The 26,972-nt window shown below is 43.8% G+C and carries 27 protein-coding genes; 4 read left to right on the top strand and 23 right to left on the bottom strand.

The window, feature by feature from the left end; genetic code table 11:
* Positions 1 to 13: 13 nt before the first annotated feature.
* The 19 genes from cheD to ACSFC1_RS06430 all read right to left on the bottom strand — a co-directional run bounded on the left by cheD (position 14) and on the right by ACSFC1_RS06430 (position 16,706).
* Positions 14 to 496, bottom strand: coding sequence for a chemoreceptor glutamine deamidase/glutamate methylesterase CheD (gene cheD / locus ACSFC1_RS06520; RefSeq protein WP_435565302.1), 483 nt, complete (start codon positions 494 to 496; stop codon positions 14 to 16).
* Positions 496 to 1,098: a CheY-P phosphatase CheC gene (gene cheC / locus ACSFC1_RS06515; protein ID WP_435565301.1), complete on the bottom strand. Its 603-nt coding sequence runs from the start codon at positions 1,096 to 1,098 to the stop codon at positions 496 to 498. The genes cheD and cheC overlap by 1 nt, the downstream gene beginning before the upstream one ends.
* Before the next feature lies 1 nt (position 1,099).
* Positions 1,100 to 1,786, bottom strand: a complete 687-nt coding sequence (locus ACSFC1_RS06510) for a flagellar brake protein (protein WP_435565300.1) — start codon at positions 1,784 to 1,786, stop codon at positions 1,100 to 1,102.
* Positions 1,787 to 1,795: 9 nt separating this feature from the next.
* Positions 1,796 to 2,626: an AAA family ATPase gene (locus ACSFC1_RS06505; protein ID WP_435565299.1), complete on the bottom strand. Its 831-nt coding sequence runs from the start codon at positions 2,624 to 2,626 to the stop codon at positions 1,796 to 1,798.
* On the bottom strand, positions 2,610 to 3,719 hold the full coding sequence (gene flhF, locus ACSFC1_RS06500) for a flagellar biosynthesis protein FlhF (RefSeq protein WP_435565298.1): 1,110 nt from the start codon (positions 3,717 to 3,719) through the stop codon (positions 2,610 to 2,612). The genes ACSFC1_RS06505 and flhF overlap by 17 nt, the downstream gene beginning before the upstream one ends.
* Positions 3,716 to 5,758, bottom strand: coding sequence for a flagellar biosynthesis protein FlhA (flhA, locus tag ACSFC1_RS06495; RefSeq protein ID WP_435565297.1), 2,043 nt, complete (start codon positions 5,756 to 5,758; stop codon positions 3,716 to 3,718). The genes flhF and flhA overlap by 4 nt, the downstream gene beginning before the upstream one ends.
* Positions 5,759 to 5,798: 40 nt before the next feature.
* A complete protein-coding gene (flhB, locus tag ACSFC1_RS06490) occupies positions 5,799 to 6,929 on the bottom strand; it encodes a flagellar biosynthesis protein FlhB (RefSeq protein ID WP_435565296.1) in 1,131 nt (376 codons plus the stop codon).
* Positions 6,851 to 7,558 carry a flagellar biosynthetic protein FliR gene (gene fliR, locus ACSFC1_RS06485; protein WP_435565295.1) on the bottom strand — a complete coding sequence of 236 codons (708 nt, stop codon included), beginning with the start codon at positions 7,556 to 7,558 and terminating at the stop codon, positions 6,851 to 6,853. Before fliR ends, flhB begins: the two co-directional genes overlap by 79 nt.
* Before the next feature lie 70 nt (positions 7,559 to 7,628).
* Entirely contained in the window at positions 7,629 to 7,895 is a 267-nt protein-coding gene (fliQ, locus tag ACSFC1_RS06480; protein ID WP_435565294.1) for a flagellar biosynthesis protein FliQ, read from the bottom strand.
* Between the two features lie 6 nt (positions 7,896 to 7,901).
* Entirely contained in the window at positions 7,902 to 8,654 is a 753-nt protein-coding gene (fliP, locus tag ACSFC1_RS06475) for a flagellar type III secretion system pore protein FliP (RefSeq protein ID WP_435565293.1), read from the bottom strand.
* Positions 8,651 to 8,989 (bottom strand): FliO/MopB family protein, encoded by a 339-nt coding sequence (locus ACSFC1_RS06470; RefSeq protein WP_435565292.1) that lies wholly within the window; start codon positions 8,987 to 8,989, stop codon positions 8,651 to 8,653. Before ACSFC1_RS06470 ends, fliP begins: the two co-directional genes overlap by 4 nt.
* A gap of 5 nt (positions 8,990 to 8,994) precedes the next feature.
* Positions 8,995 to 9,354: a chemotaxis protein CheY gene (gene cheY / locus ACSFC1_RS06465; RefSeq protein ID WP_435565291.1), complete on the bottom strand. Its 360-nt coding sequence runs from the start codon at positions 9,352 to 9,354 to the stop codon at positions 8,995 to 8,997.
* Positions 9,354 to 9,815 (bottom strand): chemotaxis protein CheW, encoded by a 462-nt coding sequence (locus ACSFC1_RS06460; RefSeq protein ID WP_435565290.1) that lies wholly within the window; start codon positions 9,813 to 9,815, stop codon positions 9,354 to 9,356. The genes cheY and ACSFC1_RS06460 overlap by 1 nt, the downstream gene beginning before the upstream one ends.
* Positions 9,816 to 9,834: 19 nt before the next feature.
* Positions 9,835 to 11,820, bottom strand: a complete 1,986-nt coding sequence (locus ACSFC1_RS06455) for a chemotaxis protein CheW (RefSeq protein ID WP_435565289.1) — start codon at positions 11,818 to 11,820, stop codon at positions 9,835 to 9,837.
* A gap of 29 nt (positions 11,821 to 11,849) precedes the next feature.
* A complete protein-coding gene (locus ACSFC1_RS06450) occupies positions 11,850 to 13,070 on the bottom strand; it encodes a competence/damage-inducible protein A (protein ID WP_435565288.1) in 1,221 nt (406 codons plus the stop codon).
* Positions 13,071 to 13,119: 49 nt separating this feature from the next.
* Positions 13,120 to 14,598 (bottom strand): tripartite tricarboxylate transporter permease, encoded by a 1,479-nt coding sequence (locus ACSFC1_RS06445; protein ID WP_435565287.1) that lies wholly within the window; start codon positions 14,596 to 14,598, stop codon positions 13,120 to 13,122.
* A gap of 10 nt (positions 14,599 to 14,608) precedes the next feature.
* Positions 14,609 to 15,073 carry a tripartite tricarboxylate transporter TctB family protein gene (locus tag ACSFC1_RS06440; RefSeq protein ID WP_435565286.1) on the bottom strand — a complete coding sequence of 155 codons (465 nt, stop codon included), beginning with the start codon at positions 15,071 to 15,073 and terminating at the stop codon, positions 14,609 to 14,611.
* Positions 15,074 to 15,114: 41 nt separating this feature from the next.
* Complete coding sequence (locus ACSFC1_RS06435; protein ID WP_435565285.1) at positions 15,115 to 16,068, bottom strand: tripartite tricarboxylate transporter substrate binding protein; 954 nt, start codon at positions 16,066 to 16,068, stop codon at positions 15,115 to 15,117.
* A gap of 5 nt (positions 16,069 to 16,073) precedes the next feature.
* Positions 16,074 to 16,706 (bottom strand): bifunctional 4-hydroxy-2-oxoglutarate aldolase/2-dehydro-3-deoxy-phosphogluconate aldolase, encoded by a 633-nt coding sequence (locus ACSFC1_RS06430; protein WP_435565284.1) that lies wholly within the window; start codon positions 16,704 to 16,706, stop codon positions 16,074 to 16,076.
* 222 nt (positions 16,707 to 16,928) lie between these two features.
* Here ACSFC1_RS06430 and murD point away from each other — a divergent pair, with 222 nt between their 5' ends.
* From murD to murC, 4 genes are read left to right on the top strand one after another with little or no spacing between them, the layout of a single operon-like run.
* Complete coding sequence (murD, locus tag ACSFC1_RS06425; protein WP_435565283.1) at positions 16,929 to 18,218, top strand: UDP-N-acetylmuramoyl-L-alanine--D-glutamate ligase; 1,290 nt, start codon at positions 16,929 to 16,931, stop codon at positions 18,216 to 18,218.
* The gene (locus ACSFC1_RS06420; protein ID WP_435565282.1) at positions 18,219 to 19,298 is read left to right on the top strand and encodes an FtsW/RodA/SpoVE family cell cycle protein; all 1,080 of its coding nucleotides are present in this window, start codon (positions 18,219 to 18,221) and stop codon (positions 19,296 to 19,298) included.
* Positions 19,295 to 20,314, top strand: coding sequence for a UDP-N-acetylglucosamine--N-acetylmuramyl-(pentapeptide) pyrophosphoryl-undecaprenol N-acetylglucosamine transferase (locus ACSFC1_RS06415; RefSeq protein ID WP_435565281.1), 1,020 nt, complete (start codon positions 19,295 to 19,297; stop codon positions 20,312 to 20,314). Before ACSFC1_RS06420 ends, ACSFC1_RS06415 begins: the two co-directional genes overlap by 4 nt.
* The gene (gene murC / locus ACSFC1_RS06410; protein WP_435565280.1) at positions 20,311 to 21,648 is read left to right on the top strand and encodes a UDP-N-acetylmuramate--L-alanine ligase; all 1,338 of its coding nucleotides are present in this window, start codon (positions 20,311 to 20,313) and stop codon (positions 21,646 to 21,648) included. Before ACSFC1_RS06415 ends, murC begins: the two co-directional genes overlap by 4 nt.
* Before the next feature lie 23 nt (positions 21,649 to 21,671).
* Here the strand turns inward: murC and ACSFC1_RS06405 are convergent, their stop codons facing one another.
* From ACSFC1_RS06405 to ACSFC1_RS06390, 4 genes are read right to left on the bottom strand one after another with little or no spacing between them, the layout of a single operon-like run.
* The gene (locus ACSFC1_RS06405) at positions 21,672 to 23,192 is read right to left on the bottom strand and encodes an ABC transporter permease (protein ID WP_435565279.1); all 1,521 of its coding nucleotides are present in this window, start codon (positions 23,190 to 23,192) and stop codon (positions 21,672 to 21,674) included.
* A gap of 16 nt (positions 23,193 to 23,208) precedes the next feature.
* Entirely contained in the window at positions 23,209 to 24,174 is a 966-nt protein-coding gene (locus ACSFC1_RS06400; RefSeq protein ID WP_435565278.1) for an ABC transporter permease, read from the bottom strand.
* Positions 24,175 to 24,219: 45 nt separating this feature from the next.
* Positions 24,220 to 25,977, bottom strand: a complete 1,758-nt coding sequence (locus ACSFC1_RS06395) for an ABC transporter substrate-binding protein (protein ID WP_435565277.1) — start codon at positions 25,975 to 25,977, stop codon at positions 24,220 to 24,222.
* A gap of 13 nt (positions 25,978 to 25,990) precedes the next feature.
* Positions 25,991 to 26,971 (bottom strand): ABC transporter ATP-binding protein, encoded by a 981-nt coding sequence (locus tag ACSFC1_RS06390; protein WP_435565276.1) that lies wholly within the window; start codon positions 26,969 to 26,971, stop codon positions 25,991 to 25,993.
* Position 26,972: the final 1 nt, after the last annotated feature.

Below are 26,972 nucleotides of genomic sequence, written 5' to 3'. Positions count from 1 at the left end.
GTAATCATCCTCTCTATATTTCGAGGATTTGCACAGTCTCTCCTCCACCGACCTTCCTCACGAGTAATTTGCCCGTTTCGATATTGTATTCAATGCTTCTTGCTCTATTACCACCTGTATCTTCTCCCTTGATTGGTATGTCGAAATATTTGAGCCAGTACTTGACTGAATCAACGTTCTTTTTACCAATATTCATACCACTGGACTCAAACATCGCAGCACCTCCGGCTATTTTAGCTTCGATGCGCGATTTGACAGCACCCATCTCGATTAGCTTGTCGACGAGATATCGCACAGCTGTATCGGCGTACTTTCCAGGGCTCTTGACATCTCTGTCACCACTTTCTGGCAGCATCACGTGTGCCATACCACCCAGCCGAGCAACAGGATCTCTCATGCAAACACCCACACAAGATCCCAATCCAAGGGTTACAATGATCGCGGGGTTCCTTTCAATTGCGGCTTCGCCAATTCCAATTATCGTTTTCTTAACCATTACGCTCCCACCCTTGAAAACACTTTTTCAAGACTTCCTCGTCCTGGTATGAGAAACATCTGTGAAGTGGCAGATTTGACATCTTCAACACTCAATTCAGTCTCGACGAATATGGCATCGTCTTCATAATCTGCCCTTGAAAGAACTGCTTCGGAAACGATTGCTACAAGCATATCAATACTCAGTTCGGGTGGTAGAGGATCGAGGTAGAGTTGGGTGAATTCCGCAAGGGCGGTGATGTAAGAACCACACATGATATTACCTATCTCTCTGAGCGCAGAAGAAGACATCTCGTCCAGCTGTGTGATGTCCTCGCATGGACTACCCAATAAGTCTGTGAGAATCTTCTTACCGGCTTTCCTGTCCAAAACAAGTAGCACATCAAGGTCTATATCACCTTTCACAGTCATTCTTATTCCTATGACTATGTCCTCTGGTTGCTCGAACATGAAGATTATTCTTTCGATTGGAACCATCTTCGCACTTGGTACAGTTATTTCGATCCTCTTTCCTGTCAGAGTTGACAAAGCTGTTGCTGCATTCCCAGTACCGATATTGCCTATCTCTTTGAGAAGATCTAATTGTTTTTCGGTCAGTTGCATCCTAAACCTCCTCTCCTTGTGATGCTTTTCTCATCTTCAGTTCTTGCTGGAATACAAAAACAACCAGCGATCTTTCAAGTTCTGGTGATAGATCCAGAAATTGTACACCGTATTCGTAAAAACCGGTTGCTTCGTTCTTACCAACTGTTCTAACAATCTGAGCTTTCTGTTGAAGTAGCTTTATGCTACCAAGATCGAGATTTACGAAGATCGGTTGACCTACGGAAAGAACGTTCTTTGTGCACATCAACATTCCACCGGCGCTGAAGTCACGTGTCATGAATTTGTACTCTCTAAGATCACCAGGCAGTGTATATACACCATTTAGAACAAGTGGTATTCTCACAAACCTTCTTCTTTGAACTCTCTTAACCACCGATGGTATGCTCACGTACATGACCAGAAAATTGTTTTCATCTCGTCCATAATCGATTACACGACTTGAAAAGGTATAGACCACCTTGTTCGACAGTGCCGTGACGTAGATGAAATCTCCTCGAGGCAATGCAACAAACCTTCCTTTGAAGCTAGGCATCGCAATCTTCAAAGTGCCCTTCTCAAAGTAGGTTTCGTGTACGGTGCTCTTCAAAGTAGTTTTCTCGCCATCCTTGGATTCGACCTCTATTAGCAAAGGCATACCGGGTCTGATGACCAACGGAGCTTCAACATAGTTCACTTGCTCGACCATCGTGGCACCTCAACCAACTCCGAAGAGTGCTTTGACTTTGTCGATAAAAGACAATTTCTTAACAGGTTGTCTCTTGCTAACCACATCTGCAATTCCATAAACTGCCAAAGCTGGCTGTGAGATTCTCCTTGTTGTCACAAAAGGCAACTGTTTGTTGACGCTGTCTTTTACAAGAGAGTCATAGCGAATCAAATGAGTTGAGGTAATCGGAACACCTGCGAATCTCGTTATGACAGAAACGAATCTTTCCATAACCTTTCTACCATCTCGCATGTCCTTAACCATATTCATGACGATATGAAACCCATCTGGATCCACGCCCTTCACAGTCATCAATTTTACAAAAGTATACGCGTTTACAAGCGATGTGGGCTCAGATGCAGTAACCATTATCAGATGATCTGAACTCGCGTAGAATCTCTCGAGTTCAGTGTTAAAACCTGGTGGAAAATCAAAAACCATGTATTCATAATTTGAAGCGACACGCTGTAAGTGGTTGTAGAGTTCTGCTTTATCCTCCAAATTGAAGGTGATCAGATCATCCACATCCATCCCGGTGCTTATCAGGTCGACTTGGTATGGAGTCTGAAAGATTACCTTCTCTAAACTTGTACGCTTCTGCAAGAAGTCCTTCAACGTGTTTCTCGGGGTTACGCCCATGAGGATTTCAGCATTTGCAAAACCAGCATCTGCGTCAAAGAGGAGTACTCTTTCACCTCGCTGTGCGAGCACTATAGACAAATTCACAGCGACTATCGTCTTGCCGACTCCTCCTTTTCCGCTCGCGACGCTTATCACTTTTGGTTGGTTTCTCAATAAACCCTCAGCTTGATTGCGCAACTTTCAGCACCTCTTTAGAAAACATGTATGAAAACTCTCTTGAATTGGCTTCAACTATATCCTCTGGAACCCTTTGCCCATTTGTGACAAAGGCGATAGGGGCATCGCACAGCTGCGGTATGTTGATCAGATGACCATATGACTTTGTCTCGTCCATTTTGGTGAGTATGACATGTGTGTACTTGGCGACTGAAAAATGTCTTGTTATGTCTTTCAAATCAGAGTACTTGCAATTCATACTCGTGACCAAAAAACATATGTATGGAGAAACAGTCTCTGCAAGAGCTTTGAGTTCACTCATCTGTATCTCGTTGTTTTGACTCCTGCCAGCAGTGTCTATCAAAATTGTGTCAAAGTCTTGCATAGCGTCAAGTTCCAATCTGGCCTCTCTTGGTGTATAAGCTACTCTCATAGGTATATCCATAATAGTTGCGTAAGTTTTCAGTTGTTCGGTTGCGGCTATTCGGTAGGTATCAAGGGTTAAAATAGCTACTTGTCTTTTCTCTACAAGTTTCAGTCTTGCTGCGAGTTTTGCAAGCGTCGTTGTCTTGCCGACGCCAGTTGGACCCACAAAGAGTACGGTATTCTTAAGCTCTGGAACCTCCGTTCTCATGAAAGGTAACAGGTACTCGGCAAGTTTTTGCCGAAAGTTCTCATCGATCGTTATGTCGCCGTACGCTATTCTTATGTACTCCACAACTCTGTTCATCACAGTGGGATCAACTTCGTGAACTTGAAGTGCCCTGAGCAACCTTTGAATACTTTGTGGTAGATCATTTTGTTTGCTTAAACTGAGCATGGATCTCATTTCTTGAATCATTTGTTTCAGTTCTCTCATTTCCTCTTCTTGGCGCTTTTCCTTGTTCTTCACGAGAAGCTCTTGGAACTTATAGACTTCACTGTTTTCACTCTTAACCTGATTCTTGTCTTCACAAACTGCGGTGACCTCCAGATACCTCTTAGCTCCTATACCTAAAAAACCACCTTTTTTGATACTCCGAGTACTCAGTATCACTGCGTCTTCGCCGAGATCTCTTTTTATTTGTTCAAGAGCTTCTTTTATATCGTTCACCATGTACTTCTTTACCTTCACAGTTTGACCACACCCTCTATTTGAACTGTTACATCATCAGGTAGTTCCTCGTAAGCAATCACCGGCACATTCGGTAGAAATCTCCTGACTGTGGACGAAAGATATGGCCTTATGGCACCAGAGCAAATAAGGACAGGCGAAAAACCTTTCTTCATCAGAGTCTCAAGTTGCTTTGAGGTCTTTTCCATCAGTTCTCTTAGTATCTGCGGGTTAAGAGCGATCCTCTTTTCACCATTCATGTCCTGCAGAGAATCGAGTATTCTCTTTTCAAGGTCGTGATCGAAGGCTACTGCGTGAACCTTGCCGTCCTCAGAGAGAATCGATTGAACTATTTGACGTCTCAAAGCCCTTCGAATCTGCTCGGTGAGATAGACTATATCGGTTGATTTCTCACCGTACTCCAGTAGTGTCTCGAAGATCAAAGGTAGGTTTCTCACCGAGATGCCCTCACTCAGAAGCCTTTGAAGAATCTTTTTCACATCTGTTGACTTCAGAACGCCCGGAATCAAATCGCTCACCAGCTGTGGGAACCTTTCTCTGAGACCGTCGATCAACATGTTGAACTCTCTGGCACCGAGCAATTCAGCTGCATTTCTCTTGAGTACCTCGGTCAGATGAGTGGCAAAAACCGTAGGTGGGTCAACGACAGTATAGCCGAGCCTCGTAGCTTCTTCCTTGCGAGTCGGTTCAATCCAGAAGGCACTAAGGCCAAAAGCTGGTTCCTTAACGGGGATACCTGGTATTTTGTCTACAGCGGTACCAGGGTTTATAGCCAACAGTCTGCTGGGCATCAGCTCATACCTGGCGACTTCTGCACCTCGAATCTTTATCAGGTACTCATTCGGTTTTAAAAGGACGCTATCACGCATCCTGACGGGCGATATGACTAATCCAAGGTCAAAGGCGATTTGTTTCCTGATCATTGTCACTCGTTCTAAGAGATCTCCTCCTTGGGAAGGGTCAGCAAGTGGGAGTAATCCATAGCCTATTTCTACCTCTACTGTGTCCGTCTGGAGCACCTCAGCAACCTCTTGCGGTGTCGTCAAAACAGGTTTCGTGACAGGGGTGGGGGCAGGACCGGCTGGTGCTGGTACAGCCTTTTGTGGGACCGCACGTGCAGTGTAAATGGCGAGTGCGATGAAAACTACACCTATAATGGTACTCGTCAAGGGGATTGGCGTGACGATGCCAAGAAAGGCTAAGATAGCACCGGTGATTACTATCACCCTTCTTTCAGAGGTTAGTTCTCTCACGAGGTCTTGACCGAAATTCTCCTTAGATGCTGCTCGCGAAACGAGAATACCTGTGGCTGTTGAAACGAGTAAAGCTGGTATCTGAGAGACCAATCCATCTCCCACAGTTAGAAGAGTGTAGACCTTGGCAGCATCGGCAATTGAAAGTTGATGTTTCAAGATACCTATGAGTATACCGCCTAATATGTTCACAAGAACAATGATAATGCTCGCGATTGCATCGCCTCTTACAAACTTGGTTGCACCATCCATAGCGCCATAAAAGTCGGCTTCTCTTCTTATCGTTTCACGCCTTTGCCTTGCTTCCTGTTCGGTTATCAAGCCAGCGTTGAGATCTGCATCAACGCTCATCTGTTTTCCTGGCATTGCGTCGAGTGTGAATCTTGCAGCCACCTCGGCAATTCTTTCAGCACCACGTGTTATGACTATGAACTGAACGATCACAAGAATTATGAAAACCACAAGTCCAACTATGTAATCACCCTTGACAACGAATTCACCGAAGGTTCTTATGACCCTACCTTGAAAGTTCTCGCCTTCCAAGAGGATCAATCGAGTTGAAGCGACATTCAATCCCAACCTGAAAAGAGTGATAATCAACAACAGAGTTGGAAAAGATGACATATCAAGGGTATGTCTTATGTACATGGTGGAAAGCAGAATGACAAGGGAAAGTGCTATGTTGAGCAACTGAAAGAAATCCAGCAAGAAGTCTGGAATGGGTAAGATCATTATGAAAACTATAGCGACAACGAGAACGGCAACAAAGATGTCAACGTTCTTCACAAGAACACTCCCTTAACTCTAAATTATACCAAAATACTCGCTATCTCAAAGAGTAAACATAGGCTAAGATTTCAGCAACAGCATGATAAAGTCCTGGCGGAATTTGCTCTCCTACATCTATCATTCTGTAAAGCTGGCGGGCAACTTCGGGGTTTTGCACAATCGGTACACCGTTCTGCCTTGCTATCTCAACGATCTTATGAGCAACTTCATCAGCACCTTTTGCCACGACAACTGGTGCTTCCATTTCTGCAGAATCATACTTTATTGCGACTGCTATGTGTGTTGGGTTTGTTATAACCACATCTGCTTGCGGAACTTGCTGAAGCATTCTTCCTCTCGCAAGTCTTGCCATGATCTCTCTCTGTCTTCTCTTCACCTCTGGACTACCTTCGACCTCACGGTATTCTTCCTTCAACTCCTGCTTAGTCATTCGCAGACTCTTTTCGAATTCCCATCTTTGGTAAAAATAATCTACTATAGCGAGGACCAACAAAGCGATTGAACACTTGAACATCACTTCATACGCAAGATTGAAGACAATCTTCATCGAATCTGCTGTTTCCATATCGCTGTAGAGTGCAAATGAAGCGAACTTCGGCTTTATCACTGAATAAGCTACATAGCCAACGATGATCATCTTCAACACTGACTTGAACAATTCAAAGAGGCTTCTGAGGGAAAACATTCTCTTGAAACCTTCAACTGGGTTTATTCTCTTCAGATCGAACTTCAAAGGCTTAAAGGAAAACAGGAAACGTGTTTGTATCGCCCCAATCACAATTGCCGATATAGCAATGGAAAAAAACAGAACCACGAGAACCAAAAGAGGGTCCCTGAATGCATAGAGAACACGTGATGAGATCTTTTCAAGATCGTCGAAATCATCCAAACCCAAAAAGGTGGTACTTGCAGCAATAGAGAGATCGATTAATCTCTGCAGGACGAACCTCATGACAACAGTCGCAACCAAGAAAGCCACTGCCATGTTAAGCTCTCTGGAAAGTGCGACCTGACCTTCTTCACGTGCTTTTCTCTGCCTTCTGGGAGTTGGCTTCTCGGTTCTTTCTGGGTCAGCGAAGAGTTGCAGATCTATTTTGAAAAGATCTCCGTGAAGTAAGCCAAGAAATTCACCGTTTTTGCAGCAATCTGAGAAAAAACCTCTGCCCATACAGGTATCATCCCTACAAAGAGTATAAAGCCAACCAAGACCTTCAGTGGCATTCCAACCATGAACACGTTCATCTGTGGTACCAGTCTTGAGATTATCCCGAGCGCTATTGAAACAACTAGCATGAAGCCTATCATTGGTAAACCAATCTTCATCGCTATGACAAACATCTCCGTTGTTTTCTGAGTCAAAATCCCGACGAAATCGAAATTCGTAATGGTCTTGGATAAAGGAACCAGTTTCAGAGAGTCAACAACGGCCTGGTAAATCAGCAGATGACCCTTCAAAGCGACAAAGACAACAAGGCCCAAGGTGTACAAGATTTCGCCAGGTAATGGTACTTCTTCTCTCTGAGGATCGAAAACCGATGACATCGCAAAACCCATTTGGGTACCAAAGATCTCTCCTGCAACACTAAGCGCAACTATCGGCAGTACCGCTAGGAAGCCTATAGCAAGTCCAAAGGTGTAATTACCAAAGAGTGCGAGCGCGATTTCAGTTGGAGGTGTCTGCAAAGGGATGATCTCCTTTGACATGGGTAAGGATAACCATCCCAGCAAGACCACCAGCAGAATCTTCGCCTGCAGCGGTAGAAACCAATCGGCAAAGAACGGTGCTATTGTGAACATACCTGCTGTGCGTGTAACTATCAAAACCCAGCATAAAAACCTGTTCTCCAAGAACTCTCTGAATTCCAAATCAGATCATTCCCATGAATTTCTCCCACATCTCTTGTGCATACTCTATAAGCTTTTCAAACATCCAAGATCCCAAGAACATTATTGTGATGAGCATGAGTATTATCTTAGGTGCAAAGGTTAAGGTTTGTTCGTGTATTTGAGTAACGGCTTGAAAGATACTTATCACGAGGCCAACGATCAAGCTCACCAGCAAAACAGGTGTTATCACAACTATGACTGTTTGAATACCGTCCTTGAAGACATCTATGAACAAATCTAAGGTCATATTCGATCACCTCGCAAAACTCTTTACCAAGCCAGACACCAGTAGATCCCAACCGTTTACTGCGATGAAGAGCAGAACTTTGAATGGCAGTGAGATCAACACAGGAGGAATCATGATCATTCCCATACCGAGCAAAACACTTGCCACGACCATGTCGACAACAATGAACGGGATGTAAAGCAATACGCCCATTTTGAAACCTAACTCAAGCTCTCCGAGCACAAAGGCAGGTATAACAATGCTGTTTGGAACATCTTCGATCTTGTCGTACTTCTGCCCGAGACTCGAAGCGAGTAAGAAAACGTTGTCTTCGTTGTGATGATTCACCAATTCGTTAACCATGAAAACACGAACTCTCTGCATCATCCTTGAGAAAAGTTCCTGATAGCCTATCTCCGCTCTCATGTATGGTGAGATCGCGTTGTTGTAAATATCGTTCCACACAGGTTGCATTATAAAAAAGGTCAGAAAGAGAGCTAAACCGACGAGAACTTGCGCAGGTGGGGTTTGTCTTGTACCGAGTGCGTTTCTCAGAAAGGAGAACACAACGACAATTCTGGTGAAAGATGTAAACAAGATGATGATGCTCGGTGCTAAGGTGAGAACGGTCAAAATCAGAAGTATTTCAAGAGTAACCACCAAATCTCTTTGATTTTGCGCCGGTGAAATTCCAATACTAATCGAGGGGAAAGGTAATTCTTCCTGTGGTAGGATCATCGTCGGCATAAAGACAAGTATCAGAACTAATAACTTTCTCACTTCTCTTCATCCCTTTTCTCTCGTCTTCCAAGCTTTTTGAAGAGAAGGCGCGAAAAACTTTCAGACTGCTCAAGTTGACCTATTTCATCTTCTGTCAGTTGTTTTAGAACAGTTCCTCCATTTGGAGTGACGAGGAGAAAAAAGTAACTGTTCATGATTTGAACCAAAACTACCGAGCAATTTCTGTCTATGAAATATCTCTCGAGTACCTTAATGTTTCTCGAGGTAAGGAAAGGATTTCTTCTTCTGACAAAGAAATACACAACGGCGAGAAAACCTATTAAGAAAACAAATGCCAGCAACACTTGCCAAAAGAGCGATCCTATCCATCCCACCCCACTCAGTTGATTTTTTGAAGAGCCTCGACAACTCTGGTGTGTTGAAATGGCTTGACGATGAAATCTTTTGCACCTGCTTGAATCGCTTCTATAACCATCGCTTGTTGGCCCATCGCGCTGCAAACAATAATCTTAGCATCAGGAGCGAATTCACGGATTTTCTTTATAGCTTCTATTCCGTTCATCTCAGGCATAGTGATATCCATTGTCACAACATCGGGTTTCAATTCCTTGTACTTTTCAACAGCTTCAACACCGTTTGCGGCTTCCCCAACTACCTCGTAGCCAGCCTTTGTAATTATGTCCTTCAAAAGCATTCTCATGAACGCAGCATCATCAACTATGAGCACTCGTTTTGCCATCACCATACCCCCTCAGTACTGTACTCTGAAACGGTGATCAACTCACCCAGTATTTTTCCTATGTTCAAGTAGACAATCAACTCGTTGCCTTTCTTAATTATCCCTTTACACTTTTCACCAAATTTGGCGAGTTCTTGCAACTTCTCAACCTCGCCTTCATTGCATCTCAAAACACCTTTGACTTTGTTTACCAGGAAACTGACTTCCATCTCTTCCCAATTCACAACTACAACCTTCTCATCATCTGTCTTGCCGAATTCAACACCAAGTGACATGGCAAGATTTACGACTGGGACAATTCTACCACGTAGATTCATAACACCTAACACTGTGCTCTTCGATTTTGGCACAGGTGTTATCTCAGGCCTTTCTATAACCATGCTAACATGGTCTACATCAAATGCCATTTCTTGTTCGCCAACACTGAAGACGAATACCTCGAATTCGCTCTCGTTTTGCATCGGATCCCTCCTCAAGAATTCAAGCGATGTTGGCAACATCCAGTATCAAAGCTATACTACCATCTCCGAGTATCGCACCACCACTGAATATTCTGACATCACTGAAGATCTTTCCAAGGGATTTTATCACAATGTCCTCTTGACCAATCAGTGTATCAACAGTCAGACCGTACTTTCTGTTCCCGACCCTGACTATCACAGTGTTGTAAATGGTATCATCACCTTCGTGTTTCAGCTCCAGTATGTCCCATAATTTGACAATAGGGATGATTTCTCCCCTAATAACCGACACTTGTCTATCTTGGATCTTCTGAATTTGTTCCTTTGATATGCTCAGAGTACTATCAATATTCGCTATTGGAACAGCATACACAAGGTTATTCACTTTGACCAAAAGTGCTTGAATTATAGCTAAAGTCAGCGGCAAGCGCATTGTTATTGTAGTGCCTTTGTTCTTGGCGCTCTCTATACTGACAGTGCCATTGAGTGATTCGACAACATTCTTTACCACATCCAAGCCTACACCTCGACCAGAAAGCTCTGTAGTTTCTGCCTTTGTTGAAAAACCGGGCATGAAGAGAAATTCATAGACTTTTTCATCTGGCAATGTCTCTGCCTGAGCCTCAGTGACTAACCCTTTCTCAATTGCTTTCTTTAGAACTGCCGATCTCTCTATGCCACGACCATCGTCTCTGACCTCGATTACCACATTGTTACCCTCATGCCTTGCAGAAAGTACAACAGTACCAATTGGTGGTTTCCCTTTTGCCAGTCTCTCTTCCTTAGATTCTATACCATGATCGATGGCATTTCTGAGCATATGAAGCAGAGGTTCACCTATATCTTCAACGAAGGTTCTATCGAGCTCCGTATCTTCTCCTTCGACCACGAAGTTGATCTCCTTGCCAAGTTGTTTTGCGACGTCTCTAACCATCCTGGGAAATCTGTTGAAAACAAAGGCGATCGGAACCATCCTGATCTTCATCACCACATTCTGCAGGTCCAAACTTATCCTGTTCAACTGCGAGAGGCTTTCATCTACCTCTTTGATGCTGTACTTTCTCAGAGTATCGCCTATTCTGCTCCTGGATATGACCAACTCTCCCATCAAATTCATCAGATTATCGAGTTTGTCGATATCAACACGGACTGTCTGGGTGAGTCTTCTTTTCTCTTTTGAGATTTCAGCCCTTGTCCCTTCAACGATCTTTTTTTCCTCGTTTTCACCTATCACAGCAGTTTGGACTTGGACTTCTTTTTGTGAAATGTCTTTGATCGTAACTCTCTCAATTTCCGATATAGACATGATCATGTTTCGTAGAGATTCCTTATCCTCTCTTATCACGATTATCAGTTCTACATCTCGATCGAACTTTTCCTGTTCGATGTCTTCCACGGATGGCTTGGAACTCAAGATCTGTCCACCGTGTTCCTCTATAGCTTTGAAAACCATGTACATCCTGACGGCTTTGAACTGAGTGCCGCTGGCGAGTGTGATGCTCAACTGATAGGCGTTGTAGCCTTCTCTTTCTGCCTCGGCGATCACCTTTTGAACCGATTCGGTGATTTCTGCTTTCTCAGCTGATTCCTTTTTCTCTTTTGTTGGTTCAACAGTCTCAACAACTGATGAAAGAACTTCAAAATTCTGGGCAAAAGCCACGACGTCGAAATCTGGTAAATGATCAGTTCCACTCTTAACTATCGATGCAATCATTTTGTCAAGAACGTCTACGCCAATGAAAAGTTGGTCTAACATCTTAGAGTCAAGTTTGATTTTCTTGCTTCTTATCTTATCGAGTAACTGCTCCATTTTGTGACACAGCTTTGACATCGTTTCAAAGCCCATTGTACCAGACATACCCTTGAGCGTGTGGAGGGCCCTAAAGGTTTCATTTATGGCTTCTGCATCTTGATAGTCCTTTTCTAGCTTGAGTAGAGAATCGTTCAACGTTTGAATGTATTCCTTACTTTCATCAACGAAAACACTCAAGTATTGTTCATTCATGAGGATTCCTCCCATCGCTTTGAAAAATATTATATCATGTTGTGCAGATATCTCCAAATCAAATACAGTCCATGAGCAGCGATTCTTGCTCTGAAAATATTGCGCTCCTGCGGGTAAAAAAACTTGGTGGATTTGTTTTCTCTTTCATCGCTGATAGCGAAGTAAACCGTCCCAACTGGCTTTTCACTACTGCCACCACTTGGTCCTGCAATGCCAGAGACTGCTAAAGCTATATCACTACTGAGCAACCTTCTGACACCATTTGCCATCTCGATTACACATTCCTCACTGACCGCACCATGTATTTCAATCGTTTCGCTCTTCACACCGAGCAGATTCACTTTTACTGAATTGTCGTATGCAACTACTCCACCGAGAAAAACCTCTGAAGCACCTGGGACATTCACAATCTTAGAGCTCACCATACCTCCAGTACACGATTCTGCGATCGCAACTGTCTTTTTCTTCTCTCTTAGAACTTTGACCAATACTTCTTCCAGAGTGGTATTCTCCGTGGCGATCAGATGACCATGGGTTTGTTGAGAAAGTTTGCTGACAAATTCCTGAAGCTCTTTCTCACAATCTGTAGCTGCAGTGAGTCGAACACATACACCCTCGCTGAATGAAGCCTGGGTAGCAATTCTTATACATGGTTCTGGTGAAAGTTTCGTCATGATCTCGTCCAAAGTGGCTTCGGCTATTCCGAAGAACAACAGGGAAACAGTCTTTGTCTCAGATTCAACATGGAGTTGTCTCAAAAAACTTTCAAACATAGGTTGTAGTTCTTGAGGAGGTCCGGGAAGCAATACAATGATCCTTTCATCGACGTCTATTCGCTGGCCAGGAGCGCTTCCAACTGTGTTCGGCAAAATTGAAGCACCTTCAATGACCATTGCCTGCCTATCGATGTTTTCTGGCAGGTATTTGTGATATCTTGAAACTCTTTCTCTTATAGCTCTTTTGAGGGTTTCATCAACAGTGATTTTTCTGTTGAGAGCTGTTGCAACAGCTTCGCGAGTTTTGTCATCCTCCGTTGGTCCTAACCCACCGCTGATGACAACTATCGTTGAATCTACTAATGCATCTTTTACAGCTTTGGTTATCAGATCAGTATCATCATCCACTGAAATGTTGCGCAAAACCTTGATACCGATTTCGGTCAGTCTACTGGAAATAAACTTAGCGTTTGTGTTCAAAATGATTCCTTCAACCAATTCACTTCCAGTTGTGATGACCGTGGCAGTTTTCAAGATACTACCTCCAGGGTAAATTATACAAGAAAAGCAGCCTAATGGCTGCTCAAGATGATTTTCTCTTGAAGATCGTTGAAAACAACTGGGGTCCAATCAAAACCAAGATGGTGAGAACCAAAATGGTCAAACTGATGGGTCTCGTAATGAATGGCAAGAAGTTACCCTTCGTTTTTATCAGCCCTATCCTGAGATTATCTTCGATCATCCTACCGAGGATCAGCCCAAGAATCATGGGTGGCAATGGGATACCCAATTTCTCCAATGCATAACCGATGATTCCAAAAGCGATCATCACGTAGATATCGAAGAAGCTGTTCCTTAAAGCATAAGAACCAATAACTGAGAAAACTACGACGGCTGTCATGACAATGCTCGTTTGCAGTTTCAAGAACAACGAGAATGCCTTTATGCCGATCCAACCCACTGGAATTAAAAGGAATTGGATCACTATGGCGATTATGAACAACTGGTTGACCAACTGTCGTGACTCAGTAAAGATCATCGGACCGGGTCGGAGTCCGTACATGAGCATTGCACCAAGGACTATTGCAGTTATGGAATCTCCAGGTACACCAAAGACAAGAGCAGGGATCCAAGTACCTCCTATGGCTGCGTTGTTCGCGCTTGTGGGAGCTATGACGCCTTTTGTAGATCCCTTTCCTATTTGAGCATCGCCAGAGATATTCTTTTCAGCACCATAGGCAACCCAAGCAGCGATATCGGCACCTGCACCTGGTAGAGCTCCGATAAAGGTACCTATCAAAGAGCTGCGCAAAACTGTGAATTTGTTCTTCCAAACCTCCCTCAGTGCTTCGATAAATCTCAGCTTAGTCGTTTCTCTTATCGCAGGAACTTTCAAAGCCTGCAAACCGAACCCAACTCTCTTCAGAACTTCTGACAATCCGAAAAGTCCAATCATCGCCGGAATGAAACTCACTCCATCCATCAGTTCAATAACGCCAAAGGTAAACCTCGGATAGCCAGTTGTGACGTCGATTCCAATAGTTGATATCAACAACCCCAGAATTGCCGATGTGAGTCCTTTGATGGTATTTCCTTTGCTAAGCACAGCCGCCATGCTCAGGCCAAAGACTCCAAGCCAGAAATACTCGAAGTGGGTGAATTTCAGAGCAAGATTCGCTAAAGGTGGTGCGATAAGGATAAGCAAGATCACACCGATCAACCCACCAAAGGCAGAGCACAACAAATCAAGTGTCAGAGCGAGTGCTCCTTTGCCCTTTTTTGAGAGTTCAAAACCATCTAAAGTTGCAGCACCAGATGCTGGTGTTCCAGGTATTCTCAAGAATGTAGCGGGGATATCTCCGGCAAAGATAGCAGTAAATGATACCCCAAGGACCATGGCAAGACCAGCCAATGGGCGCATGTAATAGGTGATGGGTATTATCAGAGCAACTGCCATCGTCGCAGTTAAACCGGGTATCGCTCCCACGAAGATGCCGAAAGTCATAGATAAGAAAAGAGGAAGAAGAATATTGAAACTCAGAATCTCTGACAGGTTAGTCATCCAAGCCACCTCACAGTGGTATCAGAGTACCTTCTGGCAGAGGAACTTTGAACAGAACTTCGAAGACAAGTCGAATCAACAATGCGAGCGTTACTGAAATGACCGCAGAATAATACCACTTGACACGAAAGAAAACCATCATCGAAAAAGTTATCGCAATTACTCCAACAGTTGTACCGACCAGCTGGACGACAGGTACGAAGAGAATTGAGGATGTCAAAACTACCAACAATGGTGAGAGTTGACCTTTAGAAGATTTGTCTATTTGATTTTTCTCTCTCTTTCTCAACTTGAAAATACTTGAAACAATGTAGAATACCCCAAGGAGGATCATCAAAATAGACAACAAAGAGGGGAAATATTTCGGTCCTGGCAATTTCTCGCCTCTGACTACAAGGTTTGGAAAACTCGAGGAAGAAATCAGCACAAAGATTGCCAGAGCAATTAGAAAAACGCCCAAGATAGTGTCTGACATTTTCTCACCTCAAAAAATGGTAGCCCCTGAAGGGCTACCATTCATTTGGTGTATCCACCAAGCTCAAGGACGTGTTTCCAAGCTTGATCTTGTTGCCTCGCAAATTCATAGAATTCCTGAGCGTTACGTACCTTTATGCCGAAACCGTTTGTACTCATGAAGTTTTTGAAAGCATCTGTTTCCACAATTTCCAATATAGCTTTTTCGAGTGTTGACTTTATCTCTACTGGTGTTTTTCTCGGAACAGCGATCCCTCGCCATGTACCTGCAGACCAATTGATGCCCATTTCCTTAAGTGTTGGCACATCTGGAAATCTCGGGTCTCTTTCGTCTGCCATCACGGCTAAAGCGCGAGCTTGACCGCTCTGTATCTGGGTAATTGCTTCTGCCAAAGAACAGGTCACAACGTGTACGTGCCCACCTAACAATTCAACAAGCCCTTGGGCAGCTCCGGTTGAAGGCACCCATGTTACGTAATCAACTGGAATACCTGCTGCATCGAGCATACCAATTCTCGCAAGATCCCATATACCACCTGCAGCCGTTCCTGAGAAAAGGTACTTCCCGGGATTTGCCTTAATATCCTGCAAAAGATCATTCAAAGTCTTCCACGGTGCATCGGCCTTGACCATGACTCCGGCAGAATCTTCGTTGAACTGGGCGATGTACTCGAAATCCTCGTAAGTAAGTGTTGTCAGACCCATCCAGTGCATCGAGGCAATTTCCATTGTTACAAGGGTGAGAGTGTAGCCATCCGGTGCGGCATAAGCACCAGCACTGTGCCCGACTGCACCTCCTCCACCCGTTTTGTTTACAACTGTGAATGGTTGTCCAAACTTTTTGCTGAGTTCATCAGCTAAAAATCTTGCAATTCTGTCTGTGCCACCACCAGCACCCCACGGACAGATGATCGTGACAGCTTTTCTTGGATAGTCGGCAGCAAGAACTGTTGTGAAAAAGACTGCCAAGAATGTCACTAAAAGCGCTTTTTTCACAACCTTCACCTCCCTTTCATCTCAGCACGAGCTTCTTTGACGAGTTCAACGAACCTTCTCGCTTTTTGAACTATCTCTTCCTTGGTTCCTTTGGTCAGACCTCCACCTACTCCAACAGCCGCAGCACCTGCTTTTATCCAGTCTTTCACATTTTCAAGTTCGACACCACCTGTTGGCATGATCTTTGCTTGGGGTAGTGGTCCATGAATTGCCTTGATGTAAGATGGACCAACCGCGGAAGCTGGGAAAAGCTTCATCAAAGGTACTCCCAGCTCGAGCGCCTTAACTATCTCAGTTGGTGTGAGAACACCGGGAATGTAAGGAACTCTGTGTTTATTACACAGAAGAGCTGTTTCTTCAGAGAGATTTGGTGCAACGATGTACTTTGCCCCAGCTTCGATGGCGATCTTGGCAGTGTAAGGATCGAGAACGGTTCCAGCACCAAGCAAGATCTCATTGCCTATTTCTCTGTCTATTTGCTGAATCACTTCAACAGCATGTGGTACACTGAAAGTAACCTCGATTGCAACAATACCACCATCTCTGCATGCCCTGCACATCTCTACAGCCCGCGATGGAGAATCGGCTCTGATGACCGCAACGATACCATATTCAATCAGCTTCTCAACTACCGTCAACTGTTTCACCTCCTTCAAAGAACAGTTTTATTATATCTTCATTTTGCAGAATGGTAAAGATTATTAACCTTAAGGAAAAAAGATTCTCTCGATTACTTCTCTGATCATTCTCAAGCATCAAAGTCTTGAGACCGAGCAGAGTGTGCAAATGAACCCTTTGTTAAACTGTTCTTCGCAATACAGGAGAAGATCTGTTCTATAATCTTCAAGGAGGTAGCAATCTTGTATTACGCATTGGTTGGTTATGGTGTAGGGAACAGAGCATTGGCGACCAAATTGAAAAAGATTGGACACAGAGTTTTTGTCAGTGAGTCGAGATATTTGAGCGATGATGAGAAATCGTCTCTTTTGTCAATGGACATAGAATTTGAAGAGGGTCAAAATACAGAGAGAATATGCGAAGCAGACCTTGTTGTCGTCAGTCCCTCTGTGAAACCTGATCATCCTGTGATCTCGAAATGTCCTGAAAAGACGGTTACAGACATAGATGTGGTCTTGAACATGAAAAAACCTCGTGTTGTAATAGGTGTTACAGGTTCTAATGGCAAGACAACTACGTGTAGTATGATCTTCCATGTTTTGAAGGCAATGGGTTTGAGCAGTTATCTGTGTGGCAATATCGGTGAGCCAGTTGCAAATCTCTTGGGGTTAGACCCAGAGTATGTTGTTCTGGAACTCAGTAGTTTTCAGCTTTTCTGGTCTAAGCAGTTGCCAATCGATCTTGGAGTGATACTGAACATTAAGCAGAATCATCTGGATTGGCATCCTACCTTTGAACACTACGTGAAATCAAAGCTCAAGATTTTTGAGTTCGCAAAGTTGAAAATTTTCAATGTCTCTGATCAATCACTGATTAATGTTGATCAGAATGATGATACTTTTCACAGCTTTGAACCTTTGGTTGTCGAAGAGCCCCTTTCGCAAATTACTTACGACGGTAGAAGTTATCATTTTAAGAATGATCTTCTTTGGACCTTCCAGAACCTCGAAAACCTCTCGGCCGTTCTGAAGGTATTCTCATTGTTAAATGTTGAACCAAGCGTGGTTCTGAAAGCTTTAGAAGATTTCAGACCTCCAAGGCATAGAATGGAATTCGTGAGAAAGATAAATGGAATAACTTTTATCGATGATTCAAAGGCAACCAGTGCCGCTGCTACTGTATCAGCCCTTCAAAACTTCACGAGTAGGAACGTCATTTTGATCTTGTCTGGCAAAGGTAAGAACGAGAACTATGCCATGCTGGTTGAGGAAATGAAAAGGAAGGTCAAGCACGCATTCATCTTTGGTGAGATTGTGAATGCTATCGAAGTCTTTCTCAAGAAAGAGGATTTTCCGTTCACGATTGTAAATGACATGGAACAAGCCGTCTACAATGCGATGAAGATCGCCAGAGACGGTGATGTTGTTCTCCTGAGTCCAGCTGGTGCCAGCTTTGATCTGTACGAAGACTACTCCAAAAGGGGAGATCACTTCGTTCGTGTGGTACAATCATTGCAAGAGGGTGAGGGCTAATTGACAGATGCTGTGCCGATTCTCCTCGTGGTTTCAATACTCATATCGGTTGGCATCATTCTTATTGCAAGTGTTGATATCGGCGCACAGATGAATATCTTTGGTAATCTTGCCAGAAATCTCTTGTATTCTCATATCTTGAGATTGGCAATTGGTACATTCCTAATGGCCGCGGCAATGTTGGTTGACTACAGGATACACATGAAGCTTGCTCAGTTTTACTATTTCACGGTCATAGGGCTTCTATTGATCCCCCTTTTTTTTCCTGAGATAAATGGTTCAAAAAGGTGGATCAACTTACCTGGCTTCAGCATTCAACCTTCTGAAATTGCTAAAATCGCTTTACTGTTATGTCTTTCAGCCTATATTGCTCAGAATAGGGAACACATGAGAGAGTTTTATCGAGGGTTTTTCAAACCTCTGTTGATGAGTTTGCCAATTCTCGGGTTGATTCTGATAGAGCCCGATTTGAGCACATCTCTTATTCTTTTCTTAGTCGTGATTTTGATGCTTTATTCTCATGGCACGCGAGCCATCTATATCTCTATGACTCTGATACTGCTGTTCATATTGTTCTTCAGTGCGTTGAAGACAGGTTTGTTTCTGAAGGACTATCAATTGTGGAGACTGAGGACCTTTCTTGAGGGCAATTTTCCAGATCAAGTCTCTAAGGCAGTGCAGGCTTTAAGAGAGGGGGGGCTAGCGGGAAAGGGAGTTGGACTTGGTGAGGTTAAGCTGGCTATACCAGCTGTAGTGTCAGATTTCATCTTGGCTGCAATGGGTGAAGAATTCGGAATGATCGGCATTATTGTGATTGTTGTGTTGTTTTTCATTCTAATTGCCGTGCTTCTCAAGCTGACTCAGCGATTAGAAGATGCCTTTGCAACATCGTACATAGTTGGCTTTTCTTTTCTGATAATGCTTCAGGTGCTTGTCAATCTTGGCGTCGTCACCGGGACTTTGCCTGTAACTGGTGTTACTCTACCTTTCATCAGTTATGGTGGCACTTCTATCATCACCATGTTACTGGGTCTCGGAGTCGTGATCAACATGGTCACACATGGAAGTGATGAGAAATGAGAGTTGCAGCCGCAGGTGGAGGAACAGGTGGACACCTTTATCCTGCGCTCGCTGTCCTTGAAGCCCTTGCTTTAAAGGAGAAGATCGACGTAACCTATTTCTGCCTGGAGAGAGGTCTCGAGAGTAGAATCATTCCTGTAGAGCATCCAGAATACAAGTTCGTGGCTGTTGATCTAAAGGGACTGGAAAGACCTATCTTCAACCCAGTCAATTTGGGTAGACTATTGAAAATCTTTCGAATTGAGAGTATGATAGCCTCGGAAGTGAAAGATTGTGATTTTGGATTCGTCACTGGTGGGTATGTTTCCTATCCAGTGGCGAAGATGTGCAAGAAAAGTGGAAAACCTTTTTTTGTTCAAGAACAGAATGTCTTACCAGGTCTGGCGAACAAGGTTCTCAGCAAGAGTGCGAGGAAAATTCTTGTCGCCTTTGAAGAGAGTATAAAGTATTTTCCTGATTCGGCAAAAAAGAAGATCGTTGTCACGGGTAATCCAATAAGAGTTAAGGTGTGTAGTTCATCGCAGTTCGGTGAAGGTTATGTATTGGTAATTGGAGGAAGCAAAGGAAGTGAATTCATAAACAGACTGATGGAAGAGGTATACAAGATTGAGAAAGGTATGAAATTCGTGCACAGCACAGGGGATAGCTCCTGGACGAAGAGATTGTCGCAGTATAAAAACGTTCAAGCTTTTGACTATATACACGATATGTCTTGCGCGTGGAAAGGAGCAGAGGCAGTTGTAACTCGTGCTGGTGCAATAGCAGTAAGTGAGATGCTCTATTACGGTGTACCTGGTGTGTTGATACCGTGGGAGGGGTCTGCAGGAAATCATCAAATTTTCAACGCGATGTACGTTGAAGAGATCGGTAGAGGCGTTGTTGTTAGAGAGAAAGATTTGACGCCAAAGCTGCTTTTAGAGAAATTGCTGAGTGCTATCAAGCTTGGCAGAAAAGATGAAAAGAGAGACAATCCAGCAGAGACGATTGCTAAAATTGTGTTGGAGGAATTGAGATGAAAATTCATTTTGTGGGAATTGGCGGAATTGGTATGAGTTCGTTGGCTTTGCATTGTCGTCTTAGAGGAGATGATGTCTACGGTTCTGATATATGTGGTAATGAGCAAATAGATATTCTCAGGAGTGCGGGTATACACGTCTTTATTGGCCACAGCTATGAGAACTGGCTCCATCCAGATGTTGTAGTACACACACCTGCTGTTCATTCTGACAACCCAGAGATTCTCAGGGCGAGAGCAGAAGGAGTCAAAGTTATGAGTAGGTCTGAGTTTCTAAGGAGCATTCTGGATGGCGTAACCCAGTTCGCGATCACCGGTTCAGATGGTAAAACCACAACTACAGCTATGGTTGCGCATTGTCTCAAATCTCTTGGTGAAGATCCTACGGTCTTCCTCGGAGGTATGCACAAGTCTTTGGAGTTCTACAACTATCGTTCTGGAAAAGGTCCATACGTCTATGAGCTCGATGAAAGTCAGCCAGAGTTTTCCGCTTTTTCTCCAGACTTTCTGATAATCACGAATGCTCGCCAAGATCATCTTGAAAATTATGACAACAACGAGAACTTCTACAGATCCTGTTTTGAAAATCTGGCGAGAAAGACTCGGAGAGCAGTAATAACCTTCTCAGAGGACAAAAACACCTCTAACCTTGGTACTCATACCTTCGGCAGATCTTCAGGAACATGCAAACTGTTGAGCAGAGAAAGAAAAGGACTGTTGCAGATCGCTTCGATAGAGTTGGCTGGAAGACAATACGAGTTGAAATTGAAAGTTCCTGGAGAACACAACGTTTTGAACGCTATGGCTGTACTCACATTGCTCTGGTCGATTGGTTATAATGTCGACGCAGTGCTTACAGCCTTGGAGGACTTCGTCAGCACACACAGACGTTTTGACGTGACCGTTTTGAATGAAAGAGATAGAACTTATGTCGTTGATGATTATGCTCACACACCCGATGAAATAAGATCGCTCATCGCCGCTGCGAAGGAAGTTTTTCCAGAGGAGAAGAAAGTTGTGATCTTTCAACCTCACAGATACACACGTTTATTGCGTGAAGATGGTAATTTTGCGAAAGCTCTCAAAGATGCCGATGAGATTTACGTCACTGAAGTCTACGGAGCCTTCGAAAAGGCTATTCCGCAGATCTCAGCCAAGATGATAGTCGATGGCTTGATATCGCATGGCAAACAAGCAAGATACTTTCCAAAACTTGAAGAGCTACTCGAAGCCTTCAAACCACAGGAGAAAACGGTATACCTCTTTGTAGGTGCAGGAGACATCATCAAAGTCTCTCAGAGGTTTGTTCAAAATTACTCACAAAAGAGAAGGTGACCCAAACGGGTCACCATTTTTCATCACCCTAACGATCTTGGATCAAGAGCGTCTCTCAAAGCGTCACCGACGAAGTTGAAAGAGATAACAGTCACAAAGATGAATATGCCAGGGATCAAAAGCCAAGGTGCACGCGTCATGATGTAAACATCTTGTGCTTGGGCAAGCATCAGCCCCCATGATGCTTGAGGTTCGCGAATTCCCAAACCCAAGAAACTCAAGCCAGCCTCACCGAGGATGTAACCAGGTATTCTGAGTGTGGCATTCACTATCAAATAGGTCGCTGTATTTGGAAGCACATGCCTCGCCAGAACTTTACTGTTCGGTAAACCGATGGCGATAGCCGCTTCGACGAACTCCCTTTGCCTTATCGACAAAACCATTCCTCGAATCACACGAGAAGTACCAGCCCAACCTATGAACGAGAGTATGAACACCAACAAGATGTATATCTGTGTTGATGGCAGGTCCAATGGCAACATGGCGCGCAACATTATCAGCAGATAAAAGCCGGGTATCGACATGATTATTTCGGCGAACCTCATCAAGCCTTCATCTATCAATCCTCCGTAGTAACCTGAGATTCCACCAAAGAGAAGGGCAAAGGCAAAGGTGATGATCATGCCAATTATGCCGATTGAGAGTGATATTCTCGATGCGAAAACTATCCTCGACCAAACATCCCTACCAAAGAGATCTGCACCCATGATGAAGAACTTCACATACTGGTTGTTGTCGTAGTTGTCAACGCCGAAAAGATGAAGATTCATAGGAAAGATCCAGAAAAGCTTGCCAGTCCAGCTCTTTACAAACCACTTTATCGGATAAGTCTTGTATTCGTAGTCGATTACCTTTGCTTTCAGCATTTCAAATTTGCCGTCCTTTTTCACGACAATTGTATCGAGTGTTTCTTGCACGGCAACGGCTTGAATGTCGTCTTCACTCTTCAAATCGAATTTCGTTGAGTAGCTCTTGAAATACATCTCTTGAGCCACAGCCGAAGTGGTTTCAACTCTACTAACGCCTTTTGTCAGTGTCTCATCGTTGTACCCAAAGAGAAAGTAATCAGTTGTTCTTGGTGACTTTTTGACATCGACCCACTCGTTGTTTATCTTGATGCTTTCAATCGAATTCACAGAGAACTTGAAACTTTCCACACCCTCTTTACCGAGCTCGTAAGTCACGATCGAGCCATCTGGTTTCTCTAAAACCAATTTACTTGGAAAGAGCATATCCCTGTAAGTTCTCTCATATGTCACTTTGTCTACGTACGAGATCATCGGTAGAACGTAAGGTTTTGATCTGGCACCTTTGTAAGTTCTGTAAATTTTAGTTGGTGGTGCATAGGTGTGTTTTAGAGATTGCTCTATGGGGTTGTACGGCGAGAAAAAATCAGCGAACAAGGCCAATAAGTAGAGGGCTATTAATATACAGAGTGCGATCACCCCTGGCCTGTGCCTCAGAAATGCCCTCACTATGAGTTGACCTCTGGTCATATATTTTTCTTCAAATTCCACCTTTTTGTTGTTCTTCACCTCTGGCATCAACAAGACCTCCTAACTAACCGAGTCTGACTCTTGGATCAACCAATGCGAGCAGGATATCTGCCACCAAATTGCCTGCCACAAGGAGAATCGCACTGATCAATCCACTAGCCATTACGATGTACATATCTTGTTGAATCAAAGCTTGGTATATGAGTCTTCCCATGCCAGGCCAACCGAAAACATTTTCTATGAAGAGTGCTCCACCAAGAAGTCCAGATATACTGAACCCGAGGAAAGTTATCATGGGGTTTATCGCGTTTCTCATTGCATGTTTGAATATCACAACTCTTTCCGGCATTCCCTTGGCGCGGGCAAAGACCACATAGTCTTCATTCAAAACATCTAACAAAGACCCTCTCATATATCTCATTAGTCCGGCAAAAGATCCCAAACTCAAAGCCGTTGCCGGAAGAATCAAATGCCAAAGAATGTCTTTAAACCTTTCCCAAGTTGTCAGAGAAGAATAGTACACAGATTTCATACCCGATATGGGGAACCAACCAGTTTTGGCTGCGAAATACAACAAGACGAGTCCAAGGAAGAACTCAGGAATCGCAACGAATCCAAAAGCCAGGAAAGTCAAGAATCTGTCACCAAATGAATACTTTCTGAGTGCAGAGAAGACACCCAACGCAATTCCGAGAATCCAGGAGCTTGCCAAAGAGATGAGTGACAAAATCAATGTTGCACCAACCCTCTCCCAAATTAGGGTGGACACAGGTCTTCTGTAATAGAAAGAATATCCCAGATTACCTTTCAAAATATTTTTCAACCAAGTCAGATACTGTACAATTGCAGGCTTGTTGAGCCCAAACTCTTCTTCCATCGCTTTCAATCTCTCCGGAGAAACAGATGGATCGAGCCTGTACTGATCGAGGAAATCTCCAGGTGCCGCATACATTATCAGGAAAATCATCAGGGAAATCACTAAAAGTTCTGGTAAAGCTATCACAAGTCTTCTACCAATGTACTTGAGCAAGCACATCACCTCAGATCAAAAGGGGGCTGGGCAGCCCCCTAAAGATTACTTTTCTTTCCAGATCCAATCGATGTTCCAGAGCATGCCACCGAAAGCGGTGGGTTCGAGATTGTGCAGTTTGTTGACATATGCATAGAGGTATTTCTGCTGAATAGTATAGATGAGAGGTAGATGTTCAGAGACGAGTTCTTGATATCTTGAGAACATCTGGAAAACCTTCTTCTGATCAAGTATTCTTACGTTCTCTCTGAAGATCTTATCGATTTCAACTTCCCAATCTGGTGCCTCATACACATCTGGGCTTACAAAATCCTTAACCTCCGGACTGTAGTTCCAGAAATGGAGAGCTCCGTCGAGTTTCCATACATTTGCACCACCTTGTGGTTCATCTGAACCAGTCAGACCTATAACGATTGCCTCCCAATCACCTGTAGCTGTCATCTTCTGTACGAGGGTGTTGAAATCAATGGGTGTGAAGATCATTTCAATACCGAGTTTTGCAAGTTCATCTCTGAGAATGTTGCAGATACCTTCGCGCTGAATGTTGCCTGCGTTGGTCATTATTATGAAACTAACCCTGTTACCATTTGAATCGATGAGTTTACCGTCTTTATCCCAGCTGAATCCACCCATCTGAAGCATCATGCGGGCGTAATCCAAATCATATGGATATTTTCTGAGAGCATTGTCATCGTAGAATGCAGCGGCTGCTGCGCTTATTGGACCCCACTGAGCATCACCAAGACCTGCCATGAGTGTGTCGATCATCGCATCTTTGTCCATTGAATAGGCTATAGCCTTTCTGAAGAACTCATTTCTAAACCAATTTCTCTTGACGGGATCTGAGCAGTTGAAGTTCAGGGTGACGAAGGTTGTACCAAAGGTTGGACCTCCTGTACCGACTACCCAACCTTTGTCCTTTGCTTTGTTCTTTATCTCTGGGTAGAACTGTGCCGTCACACCGTAGACATCGATCTCACCGTTTTCAAAGGCAAGCCTGATCGCATTCAGATCTGGTATGATCTTGCGAACATATTCATCGAGATATGGGAGGTTTTGCCCATTGGCGTCTTTCTTGAAATAATATGGGTTCTTGACCATTCTTACAAATTGGTCAGGGACGTACTCCACTGGAATAAAAGGTCCAAGCCCTACCAATTCCTTCTTGTTGATCGCGTCTACTGTCCACATTTCTTTGAACTTACCCTGTTTTACCCAGGGTTCTGCTATGTGCTTTGGAAAGATCCGAATACCTGCAGCATACCTTACAGCAAGTCTGTATGGCTCAAGATAGGTAATCTTGACGGTGTAGTCGTCGACTTTCTCGGCAACAGGAAGTCTTCCTTGTGAGTCTTCGAGCAAGTTGGCCATATCATTCGGGATATCTGGGTTACAGTAGATATCATTGAGACTGAAAACAAAGTCATCTGCTGTGAATGGAGTTCCGTCTGACCACTTTACACCTGCTCTGATCTTGAGTGTGATGATCATTTTTTCATCATCTGTGACCTCTACTTCACATCTCTCTGCAAGAGCTGGATACATTCTCGCGTAGTTGTCCATTTCAATTAGAGACCACATGAAAACGTTGATAATGTCTGTAGAGCTCGTTTCCTGTGCAACAACGGCATTCATCGTCTTTGGACCGCTACCAAGTTGTGGAGCAATCAATGTTCCACCAGGCTTCCCTGTTGCTTTGGCACCCAGATACGGTGTCTTTTCATCGAAGTAAACGTACTTCTCTGCGGCAATGCTTAGAACCACAAAGGTGAGAACCAATGCAACTACCAAGAACTTCTTCATGCCAATACACCCCCTATTTCACCAGGTGGCATGCCACCCAGCGGTTTTGTGATACCTTTCTGAATTCTGGATACTCCTTTTCACAAATCTCCATCTTGAAAGGACATCTGGGATTGAAGAAACAGCCATTCGGTCTTGAAATAGGACTCGGGACACCTCCTCTGAGTATGATTCTCTGCCTGGCTCTCTCGACTTCCGGATCAGGGATAGGCGTTGCCGAGAGCAATGCCTTACTGTAAGGATGCAGAGGTTCTTCGAAGACGTCGTCGGTTTCACCCATCTCGACTATCTTTCCTAAATACATTATACCAACATCATGGCTGATAAATCTAACTAACCCCAAGTTGTGAGAGATGAACAGATAACTGAATCTGAACTGCTGCTGAAAATCGAGGAACAAGTTGATTATCTGTGCCTGCACAGAGACATCAAGTGATGAAGTTGGTTCGTCCAGTATCAAGAATTCTGGTTCAATGGAAATGGCTCTTGCAATCGCTATTCTCTGTCTTTGCCCTCCACTGAACTGATGCGGATACCTATCAAGGTGGAAGGTTTTCAAGCCAACCATTTCCATGAGCTTCTTTGCCTTTTCGTATGCTTCGTTTTTGGTCTTAGCAACTTTATGAAAGAGCATTGGCTCTGTGACTATTTGACCTACTGTCATTCTCGGATTGAGCGAGCTCATTGGATCTTGAAAGACAATTTGCATTCTTCTTCTGAAAGGTAACAATTCTTTGTAGCGCAGTTTGGAGATCTCTTTACCTTCGAAAAATATCTCTCCAGCCGTGGGATCAGTAAGCCTTAGAACAGTTCTTGCAACCGTCGTCTTGCCGCAACCAGATTCACCAACCAATGCAAAGGTCTTACCTTTTTTTATCTCAAAACTCACATCGTCAACGGCTTTGATCTCTGCGACTACACGCTTTATCAAGAAACCTTGTTTGACTGGGAAATACTTTTTCAGATTCTTCACGCTTAATAAGATTTCGGTCACC

The sequence above is a fragment of the Pseudothermotoga sp. U03pept genome (genome assembly GCF_051235805.1).
GTDB lineage: Bacteria > Thermotogota > Thermotogae > Thermotogales > DSM-5069 > Pseudothermotoga_B.
Note: the sequence above shows the minus strand (reverse complement) of the source record. Positions and strands in the feature narration are given on the sequence as shown.